At 62.8% G+C, this 16,290-nt stretch carries 17 protein-coding genes; 7 read left to right on the plus strand and 10 right to left on the minus strand.

Annotation, left to right across the window (positions count from 1 at the left end; all coding sequences use genetic code 11):
* Positions 1-117 precede the first annotated feature (117 nt).
* Positions 118-897 carry a class I SAM-dependent methyltransferase gene (locus KF708_11340; protein MBX3413274.1) on the plus strand — a complete coding sequence of 260 codons (780 nt, stop codon included), beginning with the start codon at positions 118-120 and terminating at the stop codon, positions 895-897.
* A gap of 34 nt (positions 898-931) precedes the next feature.
* Here the strand turns inward: KF708_11340 and KF708_11345 are convergent, their stop codons facing one another.
* The 4 genes from KF708_11345 to hisI all read right to left on the minus strand — a co-directional run bounded on the left by KF708_11345 (position 932) and on the right by hisI (position 4,193).
* Positions 932-1,825: an alpha/beta hydrolase gene (locus KF708_11345; protein ID MBX3413275.1), complete on the minus strand. Its 894-nt coding sequence runs from the start codon at positions 1,823-1,825 to the stop codon at positions 932-934.
* Positions 1,826-1,966: 141 nt separating this feature from the next.
* Positions 1,967-2,566, minus strand: coding sequence for a hypothetical protein (locus KF708_11350; GenBank protein MBX3413276.1), 600 nt, complete (start codon positions 2,564-2,566; stop codon positions 1,967-1,969).
* Between the two features lie 265 nt (positions 2,567-2,831).
* Complete coding sequence (locus KF708_11355; GenBank protein MBX3413277.1) at positions 2,832-3,707, minus strand: ATP phosphoribosyltransferase; 876 nt, start codon at positions 3,705-3,707, stop codon at positions 2,832-2,834.
* Positions 3,708-3,800: 93 nt separating this feature from the next.
* A complete protein-coding gene (hisI, locus tag KF708_11360) occupies positions 3,801-4,193 on the minus strand; it encodes a phosphoribosyl-AMP cyclohydrolase (protein ID MBX3413278.1) in 393 nt (130 codons plus the stop codon).
* A 522-nt stretch (positions 4,194-4,715) separates the two neighbouring features.
* Here hisI and KF708_11365 point away from each other — a divergent pair.
* The 4 genes from KF708_11365 (at position 4,716) to KF708_11380 (ending at position 8,327) form a co-directional block, all read left to right on the plus strand.
* A complete protein-coding gene (locus KF708_11365) occupies positions 4,716-5,411 on the plus strand; it encodes a glycosyltransferase family 2 protein (GenBank protein ID MBX3413279.1) in 696 nt (231 codons plus the stop codon).
* 406 nt (positions 5,412-5,817) lie between these two features.
* Positions 5,818-6,069 carry a hypothetical protein gene (locus tag KF708_11370; protein ID MBX3413280.1) on the plus strand — a complete coding sequence of 84 codons (252 nt, stop codon included), beginning with the start codon at positions 5,818-5,820 and terminating at the stop codon, positions 6,067-6,069.
* 392 nt (positions 6,070-6,461) lie between these two features.
* Positions 6,462-6,986 (plus strand): helix-turn-helix transcriptional regulator, encoded by a 525-nt coding sequence (locus KF708_11375; GenBank protein ID MBX3413281.1) that lies wholly within the window; start codon positions 6,462-6,464, stop codon positions 6,984-6,986.
* A 366-nt stretch (positions 6,987-7,352) separates the two neighbouring features.
* Positions 7,353-8,327: a hypothetical protein gene (locus tag KF708_11380; protein MBX3413282.1), complete on the plus strand. Its 975-nt coding sequence runs from the start codon at positions 7,353-7,355 to the stop codon at positions 8,325-8,327.
* Positions 8,328-8,369: 42 nt separating this feature from the next.
* Here the strand turns inward: KF708_11380 and KF708_11385 are convergent, their stop codons facing one another.
* The 6 genes from KF708_11385 to rpmI form a co-directional block, all read right to left on the minus strand.
* Positions 8,370-9,239 (minus strand): SMI1/KNR4 family protein, encoded by an 870-nt coding sequence (locus KF708_11385; protein MBX3413283.1) that lies wholly within the window; start codon positions 9,237-9,239, stop codon positions 8,370-8,372.
* A 15-nt stretch (positions 9,240-9,254) separates the two neighbouring features.
* The gene (locus KF708_11390; protein MBX3413284.1) at positions 9,255-10,919 is read right to left on the minus strand and encodes a hypothetical protein; all 1,665 of its coding nucleotides are present in this window, start codon (positions 10,917-10,919) and stop codon (positions 9,255-9,257) included.
* Positions 10,920-11,070: 151 nt separating this feature from the next.
* Complete coding sequence (gene pheT / locus KF708_11395) at positions 11,071-13,140, minus strand: phenylalanine--tRNA ligase subunit beta (GenBank protein ID MBX3413285.1); 2,070 nt, start codon at positions 13,138-13,140, stop codon at positions 11,071-11,073.
* Positions 13,141-13,267: 127 nt separating this feature from the next.
* On the minus strand, positions 13,268-14,359 hold the full coding sequence (pheS, locus tag KF708_11400) for a phenylalanine--tRNA ligase subunit alpha (protein ID MBX3413286.1): 1,092 nt from the start codon (positions 14,357-14,359) through the stop codon (positions 13,268-13,270).
* A gap of 237 nt (positions 14,360-14,596) precedes the next feature.
* Positions 14,597-14,956 carry a 50S ribosomal protein L20 gene (gene rplT / locus KF708_11405; GenBank protein MBX3413287.1) on the minus strand — a complete coding sequence of 120 codons (360 nt, stop codon included), beginning with the start codon at positions 14,954-14,956 and terminating at the stop codon, positions 14,597-14,599.
* A 219-nt stretch (positions 14,957-15,175) separates the two neighbouring features.
* Complete coding sequence (gene rpmI / locus KF708_11410) at positions 15,176-15,379, minus strand: 50S ribosomal protein L35 (GenBank protein MBX3413288.1); 204 nt, start codon at positions 15,377-15,379, stop codon at positions 15,176-15,178.
* Positions 15,380-15,656: 277 nt separating this feature from the next.
* Between rpmI and KF708_11415 the strand changes: the two genes are divergently transcribed.
* On the plus strand, positions 15,657-15,905 hold the full coding sequence (locus KF708_11415) for a hypothetical protein (GenBank protein MBX3413289.1): 249 nt from the start codon (positions 15,657-15,659) through the stop codon (positions 15,903-15,905).
* A complete protein-coding gene (locus KF708_11420) occupies positions 15,902-16,234 on the plus strand; it encodes a type II toxin-antitoxin system PemK/MazF family toxin (GenBank protein ID MBX3413290.1) in 333 nt (110 codons plus the stop codon). Before KF708_11415 ends, KF708_11420 begins: the two co-directional genes overlap by 4 nt.
* The last annotated feature ends 56 nt before the right edge of the window (positions 16,235-16,290 follow it).

Below are 16,290 nucleotides of genomic sequence, written 5' to 3' on the forward strand. Positions count from 1 at the left end.
CCGCAACGAAGGCGCGCCCCCCTCGGGGGTCACGCAGCGGCGACAGTAAGGTGTGGCAGGAAACGGGATTATACTGGTGCCCTCCACACCCAGCAACTGCCCCGCAGAGACGCTTGCATGCCCCCCGCACGCCCCGATTGGAACCTGCCGCAAGGCGTCACGCACTCCCTTTGGGAATACGCCACGGCCGACCATATCGCCACCGAGTACGACGACTACTTCGCTTACAACAAACTCTTCCAGTTCGACGAAGCGGTCCTGCTGCGGCACTTCACCCGTCCCGGCCGGCTCGTCGATCTCGGCTGCGGCACCGGCCGACTCCTCATGCCCTTCGCGCGGCGTGGGTTCCACTGCGTGGCGGTCGACCTCTCGCGCCCCATGCTGACCGTCGTCGGCGAAAAAGCCGAACGCGCCCAGCTTGCCGTCGATCGCGTGCAGGCGAACTTCGTCGAGCTCGACTGCTTTGCCGACGCCTCGGTCGACTATTGCATCATCATGTTCAGCACGCTGGGCATGATCCGCGGAGCAGAGAACCGCGCCCGCGTGCTGGCCCACGCGCGACGCATCGTGCGGCCGGGCGGGCTCTTCGTGGCGCACGTCCACAACCGCTGGTTCCATCTCTACGATCCGCAGGGGCGCCGCTGGCTGCTCCGTGGCCTGCTCGGCAGGCTGCGCGGGAACACACTGGAACCGGGCGACAAAGTGTTCGAGTATCGCCGCATCCCCAACATGCTGCTGCACAGCTTCACGCGGCGCGAGTTCCGCGCGCTGCTCGGCGGGGCCGGCTTTCAGATCCGAGAGTTCATCTCGCTCGACGCCGACCGCCAGCGGCCCCTCGCGCACCCGTGGCTCTTGGGAGGTTTTCGCGCGAACGGCTGGATCGCCCTTTGCGAGTGAAATCGAACAGGCCTCCGCGGCTCCGCGCCAGTTCTTAATCGCTCTGCTTGCGAAGATATTCGTCGAAGAAGTCGAACGTTTCGGCTTCGGTGCGTTTGCGTTCGTCTCCCCGCCAGCCGTGCGCGGCGCCGAGCATGATCTCGACGCGCCCCGGCACGTCGACCTTGGTAAAGGCATCGATCATCTCGAAGGCCTGCTGGTAGGGAACCAGGATATCCTTCGTGCCGTGGAAGATCAGGGTCGGCGCATCGTCCTTGCTGACGTATGTGAGAGGCGAGGCACGGCGATACTCTTCGCGACGCTCGTCGAGCTTGCCCCCGAGAAAACTCTCGATGATGGGCTGCGTGATCGTGGGATACTCGGCCAGAAAGTTGGTCGGTCCGTAATAGGCCACCACGGCCTGCACCTTGCTCGACCGATCGTTCCAGCCACCGTTGCCTTCGAGGCCGTCGCTCGGTTCGGTGGTGCCGAGCATCAGCGACAGATGACCTCCGGCCGAATCGCCCGTCGCGCCGATACGAGCGGGGTCGACGTTCAATTCATCCGCATGGGCACGCAGCCAACGGACGGCGCATTTCACGTCTTCGACCTGCGCCGGAAAAAGATGTGCCGGGGCGAAACGGTAGCCCACCGAGATGGCGACGTAACCGCGCCGTGCGGCTTCGCGAATCATGTCGTGGTAGGCGTCTTTGTTCCCCTGCCGCCAGCCGCCGCCGTGGATGAAGACAATCGCCGGCGCGGGCTCGGACAGGTTCTTCGGCTTGGCCAGGTGCAGCGTGAGCTTCTCGCCACCTCCCGTGCCGTATTCGACGTTGTCGCGCACCTCGATCTCGTGCTGGTCCGCCGGCTCGTCGGCCCGCGCTGAAGCGATTGGCCAGACCGCAAACAAACACAGAAAGACAGATCGAATGAGTCGCGAGCAGGTCATGAGTGCGATCCTCGGCGAGCCTCGTGGAAGGGAAGGTTCGGACGGCGACATTCTACACCGCTCGAAATGCCCCTGCACGGCGCGGGAGGACCGCGGTGGGCATGGCGCCACGAATCGCCGCGATGCTCGCGGCAGGCCGTATTACCTGGTCGGGGGGTCGACGACTTCGCCACGCAGACGGATGTCGTCCCAGTCGGTGGTGTCGTCGAAGGAACCGATCCCCACTTGTCCCCAGGTGAAATGTTTGTCGGTGGCGGTCATCACCGGGTGTTCGAGGTCGTCGAAGTAGACCTTGATCGAGCCATCCTTCACGGTGCGCTCGATGCGCACCGCGTGCCATTCATCGTCCCAGGGGGTGCCCTCGGTACTGGTGGTCGAGATCTTCACGCGCGGGGCATCATTCACCAGAAAGATCTGGTTGGCGTGGTCGTCGGCCTGCTTCCCCAGGTGAACGTAATAGAAGTGGGCGGGATCCTGGTAGCCGAAGAAGAGGCACGCGTCGCGATGACCGTAGTCGCGCACGGTGCTGCGCACCTTGGCGTCGAGCGTGAAATCGCCCACGACGGCCTCCTTGAAGAGCGCGATGTTGAGCGGGCTGCGGTGGGGCGGCTGGTACTTGCTCGCCCGCCCCTGGCGATAGACTTTGCTCGAACCGCTATCAAAAACCTCCCAGGCCGCCGGATCGGTTGGCTGCCAGCGATCGGCCCCCTGCTCAAAGTTCTCTTCAAAGACGAGCGGCAGCTCGGTAGCGCTGGCACGAGCAGGCGTTAACGGTAGCGAGGCGGTCGCCACGAGCATCCCAGCAATCGCGATACGGAGGCCTCGAAGATTCAACCTGAGTGGCCCTGCTGGCTTGCCCAGCACGGTTGGCTCGACTCTCCCACGGCTGGGCGTGCCAGCAGTGCCGCACGAGATGACGTTCCAAGATGAAATCGAGCGCGAAGCCAAGCTCCAGGGTCGAATCACTTGCATGCTCCACTCCTCTGGTTGCGAGATGGACTGGGCGCTACTCGATCACCTTAGTGAGGGGATACTCGACGATTCCGCCGGCGCCGGCCGCTTTCAGCTTGGGAATGATGTGACGCACGACCGACTCGTCGAGCACGGTGATCACGTCGACCCAATTATCGTCGGCCAGGCTCGACACAGTGGGCCGCTGCAGGGCGGGCAGCAGCGAGAGGACGCGCGACAGCGAGGCGCGCGGCACGTTCATCATCAACCCCACCTTGCCGTCGGCGGCCATGGCCCCGCGAAGCATGAGGACGACGTCGTCGATCTTCTGCTTCTTCCAGGGATCGGCGTATGCCTCTTTGTTGGCGATGAAACGCGTCGTGCTCTGCAGTACTTCGGCCACGATGCGCAGTTGGTTCGCCCGTAGCGAGCTGCCGGTCTCGGTGACTTCCACGATCGCATCGGCCAGCTTCGGCGGTTTGACCTCGGTGGCGCCCCAACTGAATTCGATGCGCGCCTCGACGCCGTGCCGGGCGAGAAAGCTCTTGGTTAGGCCGACGGCTTCCGTGGCGATGCGCTTGCCGGCCAGGTCCTCGACCTTTTGCACCGGAGAGCTTTCGGGGACGCACAACACCCAGCGGACCGGACGACGGCTGACTTTCGAAAAAACCAACTCCGCCACCTCGTGGACGTCGGCGCCGGTCTCGACGATCCAGTCGTGGCCGGTCAGGCCCGCGTCGAGCACGCCGTCTTGCACGTAGCGGGCCATTTCCTGGGCACGGATCAGCATGCACTCGATCTCATCGTCGTCGATGCCCGGGTAGTAGCTGCGCGAACTGAAAGAGATCTTGTAACCGGCGCGGCGAAACAACTCGGCGGTCGCTTCTTGCAGGCTACCGGAGGGAATACCCAAGCGAAGGATCTGGCTCATGGGAGTGGTCAGTGGTTAGGGGTCAGTGGGCAGTGGTTAGTGGACAGGGGATTCGATGCCACTCGCTGACCCCTGGCCAGTAGCCCCTGATCACTACTTCTTGTAGACGGTGGCGGGGTCGAAGACGCGCTGGCCTACTTCCCGCAGGCCGTCGGGCGTGACTTGCCGGTAGAAGCAACTGCGGAAGCCGGTGTGGCAGGCGGCGTCGCCGATCTGGTGGACTTTGAGCAGGATGGTATCGGCGTCGCAATCGAGATAGATGCCGCGCACCTCCTGCACGTTGCCGCTTTCTTCTCCCTTGCGCCAGAGCTTGTTGCGGCTGCGGCTGAAGTAAACGGCGCGGCCGGTGGCGAGGGTCTCGGCGTAGCTCTCGGCGTTCATGTACGCCATCATCAGCACGTCGCCCGTGGCGGCATCCTGTGCAATCGCGGGGAGCAGGCCGTCTCCTTTGGCAAAGTCGGGGGCATTGGTCGGTTGGTCGCTCAAGGAAGGAGATCTCCGGCGCGGGTCTGGGGGCAATGGCCGAGGGGGGTACGAAGAACGCGGCGAACGCGGCCGCCCCTCGGACGATGGTCCGGCGCGCCGGCGAGGGGTTCACCAGCACGCTCGAAACGATCAGCATAATCGGCGCACCGGCGCCGTGCCAGGGTCAGGCCGGCGGCGACAAATGCCCGAATAACGGGCCAGGATGCCTTGCGCCGGGGGGTGGTGTGGCAGCCGGCAGGTCGTATCGATGGTGCGCGTTGCCGGGACCGAGGGGCCGGCCTTTGCCGGCGAGCGTTTCATCTCCAACCCAGCCGGAATGACCGTCCGGTTTGGCACTCTACGCGCAACAGGCGTCTGGGGGGCAATTCTTGAGTGCGCACGCTGTCCGGTCGATCAATTAGGGCAAGGGTTGCCTTCCCATCCCGTTGGTGAGCCCTGGTACGACTCTGCCGAACGCCCCCCGTTCTGGCCTGCCCCAGACAAGAAAACCTCCCGCCCGCGGAATAAAAGGAACTGGTCCCCGTGCAACGCTCGATCACGTTTTGCCTGCCCGTCTACAACGAGCAGACCACCCTGGCGACGACCGTCGCCGAAATCCTGGAAGTCCTCCCCGAGATCGCCAGCCGCTTCGAGCTATTGATCGTGGACGACGGCTCGACCGACGCCACGCCCGAGCTGGCCAGCGACCTGGCCGAGCACTACCCGCAGTTGCGGTTGCTGCATCACGGCCGACGCCAAGGCACGCGTGCAGCGCTGGCGCGCGGCGTGCGCGAGGCGCGGGGCGAGATCGTGCTCGTCCGCGAACAAGACTGCGCGCCCGGCATCGACGACGTGATGCGGGCATGGCAGCGCATCGACAGCTCGACGCACCGCATTCCCACGCTGCCGATCCTCGAAGACTCGAGCGTCCAGACCTGGGTGCAGAAGGCGATTGCCTGGGGTCAGCGCCGCGAGCGCCGCTCCGGGCAGCGCGAGAACGAGATGCTGGCCGCGGCCTTCCAGCAATCGGCCGGCAGCGACTGGCGCTGGGCCGATCGCGAGACGCTCGCCGCGCGTTTGACCGGCGAGGTGGTGGACCTGTGGAACGATCACGCCCTCGAGCTCGCGCCCGGACTGCGCCGCGACCTCCCCTCGCGCGCCGCGCAAGGTCGTGTGGCGCCCCAGCCTCGTCGTCCGGCGTTCCTCGACAAGGTGCGCGACTTCGCCACGGGCGAGTAAGTCTCGCCGCGCGAAGACTGCACCTGCTGTCATACGCGGGCTAAGCAATCACTCAACGGCCATCGTGCGAATATGCACGATGGCCGTTTCGCTTCACGCATACTTTTTTTGCGAACCCACAAGGGTGTAAACCCTTCTGAGCGCTTTTGCCGAGGCGCGCCAGCAACGTCCTAGAGCTGGGGGGAAAACCCCAAGTGTCCAGTGCCGCGGCAAGCGTGGAGTCGCGAGTTTTTTTCGAGCGGCAGGCCAGGGCGCTCGACGTGCGCGGCCACCTCGATTTGCCGGCCGACGCTGCGCGGCGTGCCCCTCGCATCGTTCTTGGTTGATGTGAAGCGGGCAAACGCACCCGGCTGGGACCTCGCTCGGCGCGGTAGAGCGGCGAACTGAAAAGAGGTCTTGACAGGGGATGCGTATTCCGTGGAACAAGCCACTTGTCTCGCCCATTTTCGCTGCCTATGATGAGGCTGTTCCAAAGCTGGCGAACGATTTTTGTTCTTATCAGCGTAAAGCGGGTGTCGCTTTAAGCCAGCGGGTCAGACGAAAGATGAATCTCGCGATCGAGGCAAGCGATCGAGAGATGCGGTTCACGCGTGATAACGGTTCGCGCGAGGATGTAGAACGCGGTCTGACAGTGGGGGAAAACTCCGCCATTCGTTGAATGGGTTGTGCGCTTTCGCAGGGGCGAAAGTGCGCGAACTACCGTGCCGGCGGAAGCCTGGCACGCGGCCTGTTCAGCGAGCCCGCGCCCATCTTCCTGGCACTTGCCGTTCTGACGCGTTGTTCCGTGACGACGATCGATGTTTGACGACGGTGGCGTACGTCCGTCTCACATCTCTTGACGGATAAGCAGGAACAACAACCCAAACCAGACGACAGCCGGCGTCGCCCTTTTTCACGCGATGCTCGTGCTCCGTGCCCTGTTGCGCACGTGGCGCGAGCCGATCGCGGGCCGCGATGCTGGTTCGACAAACCAGTGCATTCTCATCGCTACGTCATCTCATCATTTATTGGAGGGGCCACGTCGTGACGCGGCCCGGGAGGGAACGGAACATGAGCTCGGCTGCCTATCACCCGGTTCCGATCAGGGACGTTGACGAGGTGGTGCCCACCGACAGCCCCCAAGGTCGTCGGCTGCACCGCATTCGTGAGGTCCGTCGTCAGCAGGGCGTGAGCCTGCGACGAGTCGCCCGCGCGCTGAAGGTCGACTACGACACCGTCCGCGATCAGGAAGAGGAAACGACCGATCTGCCGTTGAGCCTCGTGTATCAATGGCAGAAGGTGCTCGACGTGCCGGTGGGCGATTTGCTCATCGACAGCGAAGCACCCCTTTCGACGCCGGTCATGCAGCGTGCGCGGCTGGTGAAGTTGATGAAGACGGCCCAGGCGATCATGGAGAAGGCTGAAACGCCCCCCATTCGTCGCATGGCCGAAACGCTGATCACGCAGCTCTGCGAGATCATGCCCGAGTTGAAGGACGTCAGCCCCTGGCACGCCGTGGGGCAGCGTCGCACGTTGAACGAATATGGCCGCGTCGTCGAGCGCCGTCTGACCGACGGCGTGTGGCGCGACCTGTAAACGTCGTTGCTCGAGGTACGAGAGTCCCCCGCGGGCCATAGCACCCTGACGGACATCTCCTGAAGGTGCGAGGGACGCGCGAGCGCCGTGGGCTGTGTCTTCGCGAACTACGCGAGGCGCGGCCCGCGGCGCTACGCGAGCCCCATCTCTTCGCCGATCGCTCAGCGGGGCTTTTCAAGCACCGCCGATCGCACGTTCGTGCGTAATTCTTTTTGTTATCCGCGCCGTCGTTGTAATCGCTAAAGTCTCGCCGGGCGGTCCGTCGAATCATTCTTGAAACGGGGGCAGCTTTTTCTCGCGACGCCGCACCAACGACGCCCTACCTCGTCCGGTTTTCAACCCGATTCTCGTGGGAGCGATCTTTCTATGACCGGCTTACGCTCTTGCCTCGTGCTGGGATTGCTATCGCTGGCCCTGCCAGCACGGGCTCAGGACGAGGTGATCGACCTGTCGCAACCGTTGTCGGTCCGCTCGCCCGACAAGGTCTTCAGCCACGGCGTGGTGGCAACGGGAAAATGCTGCGCCGAGGAGTGTTGCTGCCGCGACTGCTGGTTCCAGCCCGGCTGGTTCGTTGGCCTGGGGGGGAGCTTCAACTCGGTGCGCGTGGATCAGACGTTCTCGGGGACGGGCACGACGCACATCTACCAGGGCTCGCAACTGGTCGCCGTGGGAGCCGCCGGCGGTCCCGCACCCACGTTCCGCGATACCGAGACGACCTTCGCCCCGGCGGTGCAGTTCGGCTACCTCAGCCAGGCCACCGACAGCGGATGGATGTGGGGGACGAAGTTCCTCTACAAGTATCTGGGCGTGAGCTTCTCGGACAACAACGTCGATGCCCCGCAGGTGGGCGTCTTCACGGAGCTGTCCGACCCGACGAATCCGAGCACGTTCACCGGCAACGCCATCTCCGACTCGATTCAAACGTCGGTGAACCACCAGTTGGCGCTGGTACCCCTCATCGGGCGCACGGTGGGCCAGGGGCATCTTTATCTCGGCGGCGGACCGGTCGTCTTCCAGACCGACTCGCGGATGTACGGGCTGTACTCCTTTGCCGACATCAACGGCCAGCACACGGACATCGGCGGTCCGGCCGTGAATCTCTCGAGCTCGGATTGGATGTGGGGAGGCTTGTGGCAACTCGGCTACGCGTACTACTTGCGGCCGAGCTGCTTCATCGACTTCAGCTACGACTTTGCCGTGACGGGCAAGTACACGACGATCTACCCCATGCCGATCGCGAACACGCAGGGGGCCAACACCTACGAGACAATGATCGAGTATAAGAACGTGCAGCGCGTCTGGGCACAGTCGTTGACGATCACGTTCAACCTGACGTTCTAAGCGGCGCGCGCCTGGGAAAGGTTTCGCCGTTGGTCAACGTCGCTATTCTATTGCTCCGTGGGCGCGCAGGTACTGGTCCGCGCGAAAGTACCAGTTTCCGATAACGCCCTTGCCGGCGAGATCGCGAGCTTGAAGGTCGGCGCCTGCGGAAACTAGCAGCTTCACGCAATCCAGGGAGCATTGGGCCGCATGGTGCAGGGGGGTCTTGCCCTCGTGATCTTTCGAGTTCGGATCGGCGCCGGCGATGAGCAATTGATTCACGATCTTCGGCCAGGTGTAATGCACCGCCGCTGCGAGCAGGGTCAGGCCCTTCGCATTGCGCGTCTCGATGTCATTGCCCGCGGCCAGGTAGCGTTCCACCTCGGGGGCTCGACCGCGTTCGATCGCCAGGAAGATGGGAAGGGTTTCTTGCTCGTCGCGCAGGTCGTCGAAGTAGGTATCGTACATGAGCATCGACAGAAACTCGGTGAACGACTCGGCGACCCAATGGATGTTGTCTCCCTCGGCCTCTTCCGTGCCATCCCAGAAATAGACGTGGCCGAAGTTGGCTGTTCCGTCATCGACGTACAGCAAGATGGAATCCAGCCCACCGCAATTGGCGATCGTCAGATAACCGGCGGGGATCCGTCCCTCATAAAGGTTCGCATTCAGGGAGAGCGAGCCGCTCCCAAGTTCCTCGCCTGACTCACCCAGGAATTCAGAAACGCAAACGCCGTCCGACCAGCGATCGGTATCCGGAACGTAGAACATCACAGGCTTTTGAAACCAGCCGCCGTTGAAATGTAGCAAGAACTCCACATAGTCCGCCGGTAGTGAGAGTCCAAGCTTTGATTGTAACGTCTTCAGAGTCGCGCGCGTGAGCGGCGGATCGAGCGAGTCCTGCAATAGTTCAATAATAGCAAGTTGTTGCATCGGAACTCGCCGTTTTCAGAGAATTGGCGTTTGTCGCGACCGATTCTTTTGGCAGGCGTTCGTCAAACGTGCTCGCAGCGCCTTCTTCGCCTGTGACGCGGCGTTGTCAAAGTCTTGCTGACTGCCTCCCTGAGACTGTGAGTAGTTCGCGCCCTGCATGTCTTGTCTGAATTTATTTAATGCATCGGCGATTTCTTGCGCGTCCACGCGGCCATTTGTTTCAACCTCGTTGGTGACTTCGATTTGTGCTGCTAGTTCCTTGAAGGCCTCGACCGTCTGTTCGCTGGCCTTCTGCCAGGCATCGGCAACAGGTTCGTTGGCATCTCGATACGCTTTCTCCACCTTGGCATTTGCCTCGTCCGTGATTTGCTTTGCTAATTCGGTACCCAGATCATGGGCCGCGATGAGATCGCCCAGCAGTGGCGTCGCCCTGGCAATTGCTCCCGCCACTCCATGTGCCTCGGCATTCTCAGCGAAATCTAGGATTGCCAGTCCGGGGCCAATTAGTGGTATCACGCGACGCACGTTTCGTCCAATGAATGGCGTTAGACTTTTAGGTACAATCCCTGGTCTCATCTTCCTGGCAGCGCGAGCAAGTAAGGAGTTTCTTAACTTTATCCGCGAGAGTTCCTCTTTTGCAAACTTCTTGACTGAGTCGACGTCGATATTCAGGCTGCGATAGATCTTGGCCGCTGCACTGGCGGAGCCTTCGTGAAACACCGTCCGATGAATCTCCGTAGGGACCAATTGCATTTTTCCGATCAAGACCTTGGTTTTCTTTCCATCGAGCTCTACCGTTTCTTCAATCACGTTTCGCAAATCATGGTGAAACGTTGCGCCGGGTGGCAGCACCTTGCCAGGGTTGTTCTTATACCAAGCTTCTGTTGCATTCCTGATGTCAGCAATACGATCGCCTGTCAGCACAACGTGAGTTGGCTTTCCCGGTAGTTCGAAAGCATCCAGTATGGGCAGACCGTTCGAATACTTGATCTCACGAACGGTCTTGTTGCCGGCCTTGATTGGCGTCTTCAATTTGAACGTGCTCTTGCCCTTCTCCCCCGTCCAGGTTCCTTTCTCGTCCGATGGCAGGTACCAGCGCGAAGGGTCTGATTGCTCCGCAGACAGTCCGGGCGATGGCCGAGTGGCCTTTTCTGTTGCACGGGGTTTGGTCGAGCGGTTGCCTCGTCCTCGACCATTCGGCATGGCCATCGCCAACTCGACGGGTATTGCGCGATGACGGCCCGCGATAAAGGGGCCTTTCTCAATCGGATTGGGAAGCGGCGTCTTCCCGATAATCAGAGGCAAGGTTTTAAAGCCTGCGTTGGAGTCGGACGGATCGTCTGGATTCTCATCACGATCTCTGCCAAACCGCTTGCCAAGGGTAATACCCGCGGTGGAACCCTGGCCGTTCACCGCGGCAAACCAACCTGGATTCGGCGGTGTGCCCCGCCGTGGGTGCTTGCTGGGGTCCCAACGGACCTCGGTCAGTTCGACGACCTCCGCGAGCCAATGCTGAAGTGGCAGATTCGACTCAGCAGCGCAGGTAGCGACGTCCGCAGAGATCGCAGGCGCGTTTCCCAACATCGCCCGCGCGAACGCAGATGCTCCGGCGCGATCGTTCAAAGTGATTTGGTCGACGAAAGTAAGCGGCGAAGCCAGCAGCTCCCTGCGCGATTTCATGACAGCCTTTCCTGGATGGTGCCGCACGATCGAAATGAACGTGCCACCAGGAGGCTACGCAGAAGCGTGGCTCAATTACGAGATGAACTTACGCGCGATGTTGGATGAATCGTGCGTCAAGAGAAAGAACCAGGCCAACGCGAGAAGGGCGCTACGCCCGCAGCTCGGCTCCGCACGCCTGGCGGCAGGCGGCGACGATCTGGTCGCGCAGCGTGTCGGCCGCTTCGCCCGTCATCGTGGCGGAGGGATCGCGGAAGGTGGTGGCCAGCACGAAGCTCTTCTTGCCCGGGCCGAGGCGCTCGGCATGGCGATAGACGGGGGGCTTCCATTCGAGCGATTCGAGCAGATCGCCCGCCGCCCGGCGCACCGCCTGTTCGATCTGCTCCCAACGCACACTTTCGTCCACGACGAGATTCAGATCGCGCGAGATGGCCGGGTAAGTAACCGGCGGCGTGTACTGCGGCACCAGACGTGCCACCGACAAGAGCGCCGAGAGACGCACCTCCGCCACCGCCGTCGGTCCGCGCAGATCGAACCGCTTGAGCCCTTCGGCCGAGACGCACCCGACGATTGCCCAGGGGGCCGACGTATCGCCGGCCAAAACCAATTCGCAACTGCTGCCGCGATCGAACAGACCGTGCGGATCCCGTGACACGGGGCGCACTTCGAGACGAGCCTGGGCGTGGAGCGCTGCCACCAGCGCTTCGACGGTCCCTTTCACACGGAGGAAGGAGCGATTCTCCTTCTCTTCTTCGGCCGTGGCATCACCGGCGCTGGTCAGGGTGAGCATCAGCTCTTCGCGCGGCAGCCCCGTCGCCTGCGGCAGATAAACCTTGGCGATCTCGAACAGCTCAATCACGGGATTGGCCAGCGCCTCGTTCGTGCGCCGCGCGCCGAGCAGGCTCGGGATCAAACTGCGGCGCAGGATGTCGGCACGGCGCAGCACGGGCACGTGTGCTTCGAGTGGCGCCTGATCGGTCCAGGGGCTGAACGCCTCAGACCACTCGGCGTCGACCGTGCTGAGGGTCATGGCCTCGTCGAAGCCGGTGGCGGTCATCACCTGCCGCACGCGAGAGAGCACACGATCCGCATCGGTCCGGGCCGAGGCGGCCATCGGCACCTGGGCGTCTTCGGAGATCTCCTCGTAACCGTGGATGCGGGCTACTTCCTCGACGAGATCGATCTCGCGCGAGAGGTCGGCCCGCCACGTGGGAGGAATCACCTCGACGTCGCGCTCGCTGGCGCGCACCTGTCGATTGCCGAGCGCCTCGAGAATGCGCAGCACCTCGGCGCGCTCGATATCGATGCCCAGGATGCGCTGGAGCTGCGAGAAGCGCAGCAGGATCGGAGTTCGCGGCGCGACGGGCGTGCCGACGTCGATCACCCCCGCGGCCAGGTCACCCCCCCCCATCTCGATAATCAGCTCGCAACAGCGGCGGCTGGCCCAATCGACGCGCGCGGGATCGAGCGCCCGTTCGAAGCGGTAGCTCGAGTCGCTGTGCAGGTTCAATTTGCGGGCCGTGTTGCGAACGGAGACCGCATCGAAACGGGCCGCCTCGATCAACAGGTTCTTCGTCGATGCGCCCACCTCGCTGCTGGCTCCCCCCATAATGCCGCCGATCGCCACGGGCTTTTCCGCGTCGCAGATGGCGCACATGCCGAGGGCCAGCTCGTAGGTCTTGTGGTCGATCGCCTCGAGCTTCTCGCCCGGCTTCGGCTCGCGCACGACGATCCGCTCGCCACTCAGACGGTCGAAGTCGAAGGCGTGCAGCGGCTGACCGCACTCGAAGAGGACGTAGTTCGTCGCGTCGACCACGTTGTTGATCGAGGCCACCCCCAGCGTGGCCAGCCGACGCTTCATCCAGGTGGGGCTGGCCCCCACGCGCACGTTGCGCAGCACGCGGGCAGTGTACTGCCGGCACAACTCGGGGCATTCGATCTTCACGCTCGTGAGCGACTCGACGGGGGTCTTGCCTGCGCGCGGATGGGCCGGCGACTCGCCCAGCTCCTTGCGGAAGAGGACCGCCACTTCGCGAGCGATGCCCAGGTGCCCGAGACAGTCGGCGCGGTTGCTCGTCACCTCGAGATCGATCGCCAGATCGCCGTCGACCTCGTGCGTTTCCTCGTGGTTGAGGCCCGCGAACATGAGCCGACGCTCGAGCTCCTCGACCGGCATGTCGAGCGGCACGTACTGTTTCAGCCAGTCCCAGGAAACGATCATGGCGGTGAGGTGGCCCTGTTGGCACAGGCCGGCGGCCTGTGCCACATTTGAAAATCAAAACCGATAAAACAACGCAGGGGTTATGTTCGCTACGGACTACGGTTGACAGCCTGCGCCACTGGGATGATTAGAACTGATGCAAGAAACGGACGTCGTTCTTGTAGAACTCGCGGATGTCGGTGATGCCGTGGCGGCGCATACAGACGCGTTCGACGCCGAGCCCGAAGGCGAAGCCAGAGACCTCTTCGGGATCGTAGCCGACGGCGGCGAGCACGTGCGGATCGACCATGCCGGCGCCTCCCATCTCGATCCAGCGGTCGTGCCACTGCATGTCGACTTCGACGCTCGGTTCCGTAAAGGGGAAGAACGAGGGGCGGAAGCGAATGTGGACGTCGCCGCCGAAGTAGCTCTTGGCGAACAGGCGCAGCACGCTCTTCAGATCGGCCATCGTCACGTGGCGATCGACCAGCAGCCCTTCGATCTGATGGAACATCGGGTAGTGTGTCGCGTCGGCCGTGTCGGGCCGATAGACGCGCCCCAGCGAGATGATACGCACCGGCGGCTTCGTGTTTTCCATGACGCGGATCTGCACCGTGCTCGTCTGGCTGCGCAGCAGCATCGGCGGGTCACCAGTTGGCTTTGCGACCTCGTCCACACGGACCGGTTCGTCGGATGACATTCCTGTCATCGCGCTTTTCACGACACTTTCCGCAGTCGCTAAATAAAAGTTTTCCAGCGGATCGCGGGCCGGGTGGGAGGCGGGAATATTGAGCGCCTCGAAGTTGTGCCACTCGTCTTCGATCTCGGGTCCCTCGGCCACGCTGAAGCCGAGGCGGCCCATGATGTCTTTCAGCTCTTCGATCGTCTGCGTGATGGGATGCAGATGACCGATACGCGGTCGCGTGCCGGGCAGCGTCGTATCTTCGAGTGATTGGGGCGGCCTGGCGGCACCGGCAGATCCACCTGGGGCGGACTTAGCCGTCTCGAATGCCGCTTCAATGGCCTGCTTCGCCTCGTTGAAGCGTTTGCCGGCAGCCGGCTTGTCGGCGGGGGGAATGCCACCGAGTCCCTTCTGGGCCGACTTGAGTCGTCCGGCTTTCGCGCCCAGGAACTCGATGCGTGCCGCTTCGAGGGCCTCGGGGGTCGCGGCCGAGGCGAACGTCGCGCGCGCGGCGGCCTCGAGCGCGTCGAGCTCGGCGATGAATTCGGCAAGGCCCACGGTCGATCACCTCCGACCAGTTCAGACACACGCCCTTGGCGTGGCGTTCGGACGAGCGGCTGATAACTCCGGCGCTATCAGTCAGGCTAGACTCGGCCAAATTGTAGCAACCTTGAGCGCGGCGACGATAACAACTCGGTTGTTGTTAGATTGGCGGATCGTTCGCCACCAACGAAACAGGAGAGGCGAATCGTACCGCCTCTCCTGAAACGTTTTGATCGCGCCTTGGCCCGAGGACTACTTGTTGGGCAGGGCCTGCTTGGCTTCCTCGACCACCAGATCGAAGGCGGCCGGATCGTTCACGGCCATATCGGCCAGGATCTTGCGGTCCAGGCCGATCTGCGAGAGGGTGAGGCCGTGGATGAAGTCGCTGTACTTCATGCCACGCTCGCGGACCGCCGCGTTGATGCGGATGATCCAGAGTTGGCGGAAGTTGCGCTTCTTCGTGCGGCGGTCGCGGGTGGCGAAGGCGCCGCTCCGGGCGAGCGTTTCCTTGACGGTCCGCAACAGCGTGCCACGTCCGCCGACAAACCCCTTGGCCTTTTTGAACAGGCGACGCTTGGCCTTCGCTCGCGCCGCGCCTTTGGTCGTTCTCATCGTTCTCTCCCGCGGGAATCGAGGCCCGCCCCGGTCGTTCGGAGCGCGTTGGACAGCCCGTCCCGTGCTTGGACGCCGCGAATTCGGGCGTCGGTCGTTGCCACCCTAGGGCGGACAACGTGTGGCCCTGCTGGCCGGACACCGACGGCGTGAGCCGTTGATCGCAGCAGTGGCGTTCGAGCCGGCAAACAAATATCGCCGGCTCGCCATCAGATAACTCTAGTAGCTCCCGCCGGCCAAGGCGCGTAGGACGCGTTTGGCCTCGACCTCGCACAGGCAGCGCGTGCCACGCAGCTTGCGTTTCTGAGAGTGCTTCATCCAGGCCAGGCGGTGACTGGTGCCGGCGCCGCGGTGCTTCACCTTACCGGTGGCCGTCACGCGGAAACGCTTTTTTGAACTCTTGTGCGTCTTGAGCTTGGGCATCGTTCACCAAATTCCTGTCGCGGGCGGCAGCCCCGCGGACGTAGCACGACCAGAAGGAGGCCCCGGCGGCCAACCGCCAGTAGCGAGAACCCGTCATTATACGCATCCCCGGAACCGCGCGAAGGGGGACTTTTCGGGGGAGCATGGCATCATGGCATGGAGACTGCCATCCTGTGATCGACCGGAAATCCACGCGAGAAGCCGATTTTCCGTGGCATTTCCGCTTGCTGTACCCTCGTGCGCGGGCACGATAGTATAGTTATTATGGGGATCAAAAATGACTGAACTCACGCCAGAACTGCGACAGGCTATCGCGGCTGCGTCCGGACCGGTCGAACTGGTCGATCCGCTCAGCCAAGAGCACTATTTCGTCGTGAGCGAGGCCATCTATCGGCGTTTAATCGCCACGCTTGAATTGGGTGAACCCTCAGATGAGGAACGGAAGGCCCAGTTGCAGGCCTTCGGCCGTGCCGCAGGCTGGGAAGACCCCGAGTCAGCCATCTTCGACGATCTCAAACCGCAATGAAACGCGGCGAGATCATCATCGTCGAGTACCCTTTTACCGATTTGTCGGGCAGCAAACGCCGCCCCGCATTCGTCGTGCAGTCCGATACCATCAAATCGCCCGACATTGTCATTGCGGCGATTTCCGCCAGCGCACCATTGATACCCACACGCGTGCTTATCGAACCGGCTCGAGAGCCAGCTTCGCGTCTCACGGCCGTTTGCGTGGTGCGCTGCGAGAATCTATCAACCATTCAGCCGACCCTTGTTCTGGGCGCAATCGGCAATCTGTCGAAAACCGCGATGCGCGAGGTCGACAAGTGTCTAAAACTGGCGTTGGGTCTGACGTAGGCTGCCCCCTGCTAAGGGTCATAGTCTGCCCAGGACCTGTCGTTCAACCAATCCTG

It is taken from the genome of Pirellulales bacterium, assembly GCA_019636335.1.
GTDB lineage: Bacteria > Planctomycetota > Planctomycetia > Pirellulales > JAEUIK01 > JAHBXR01.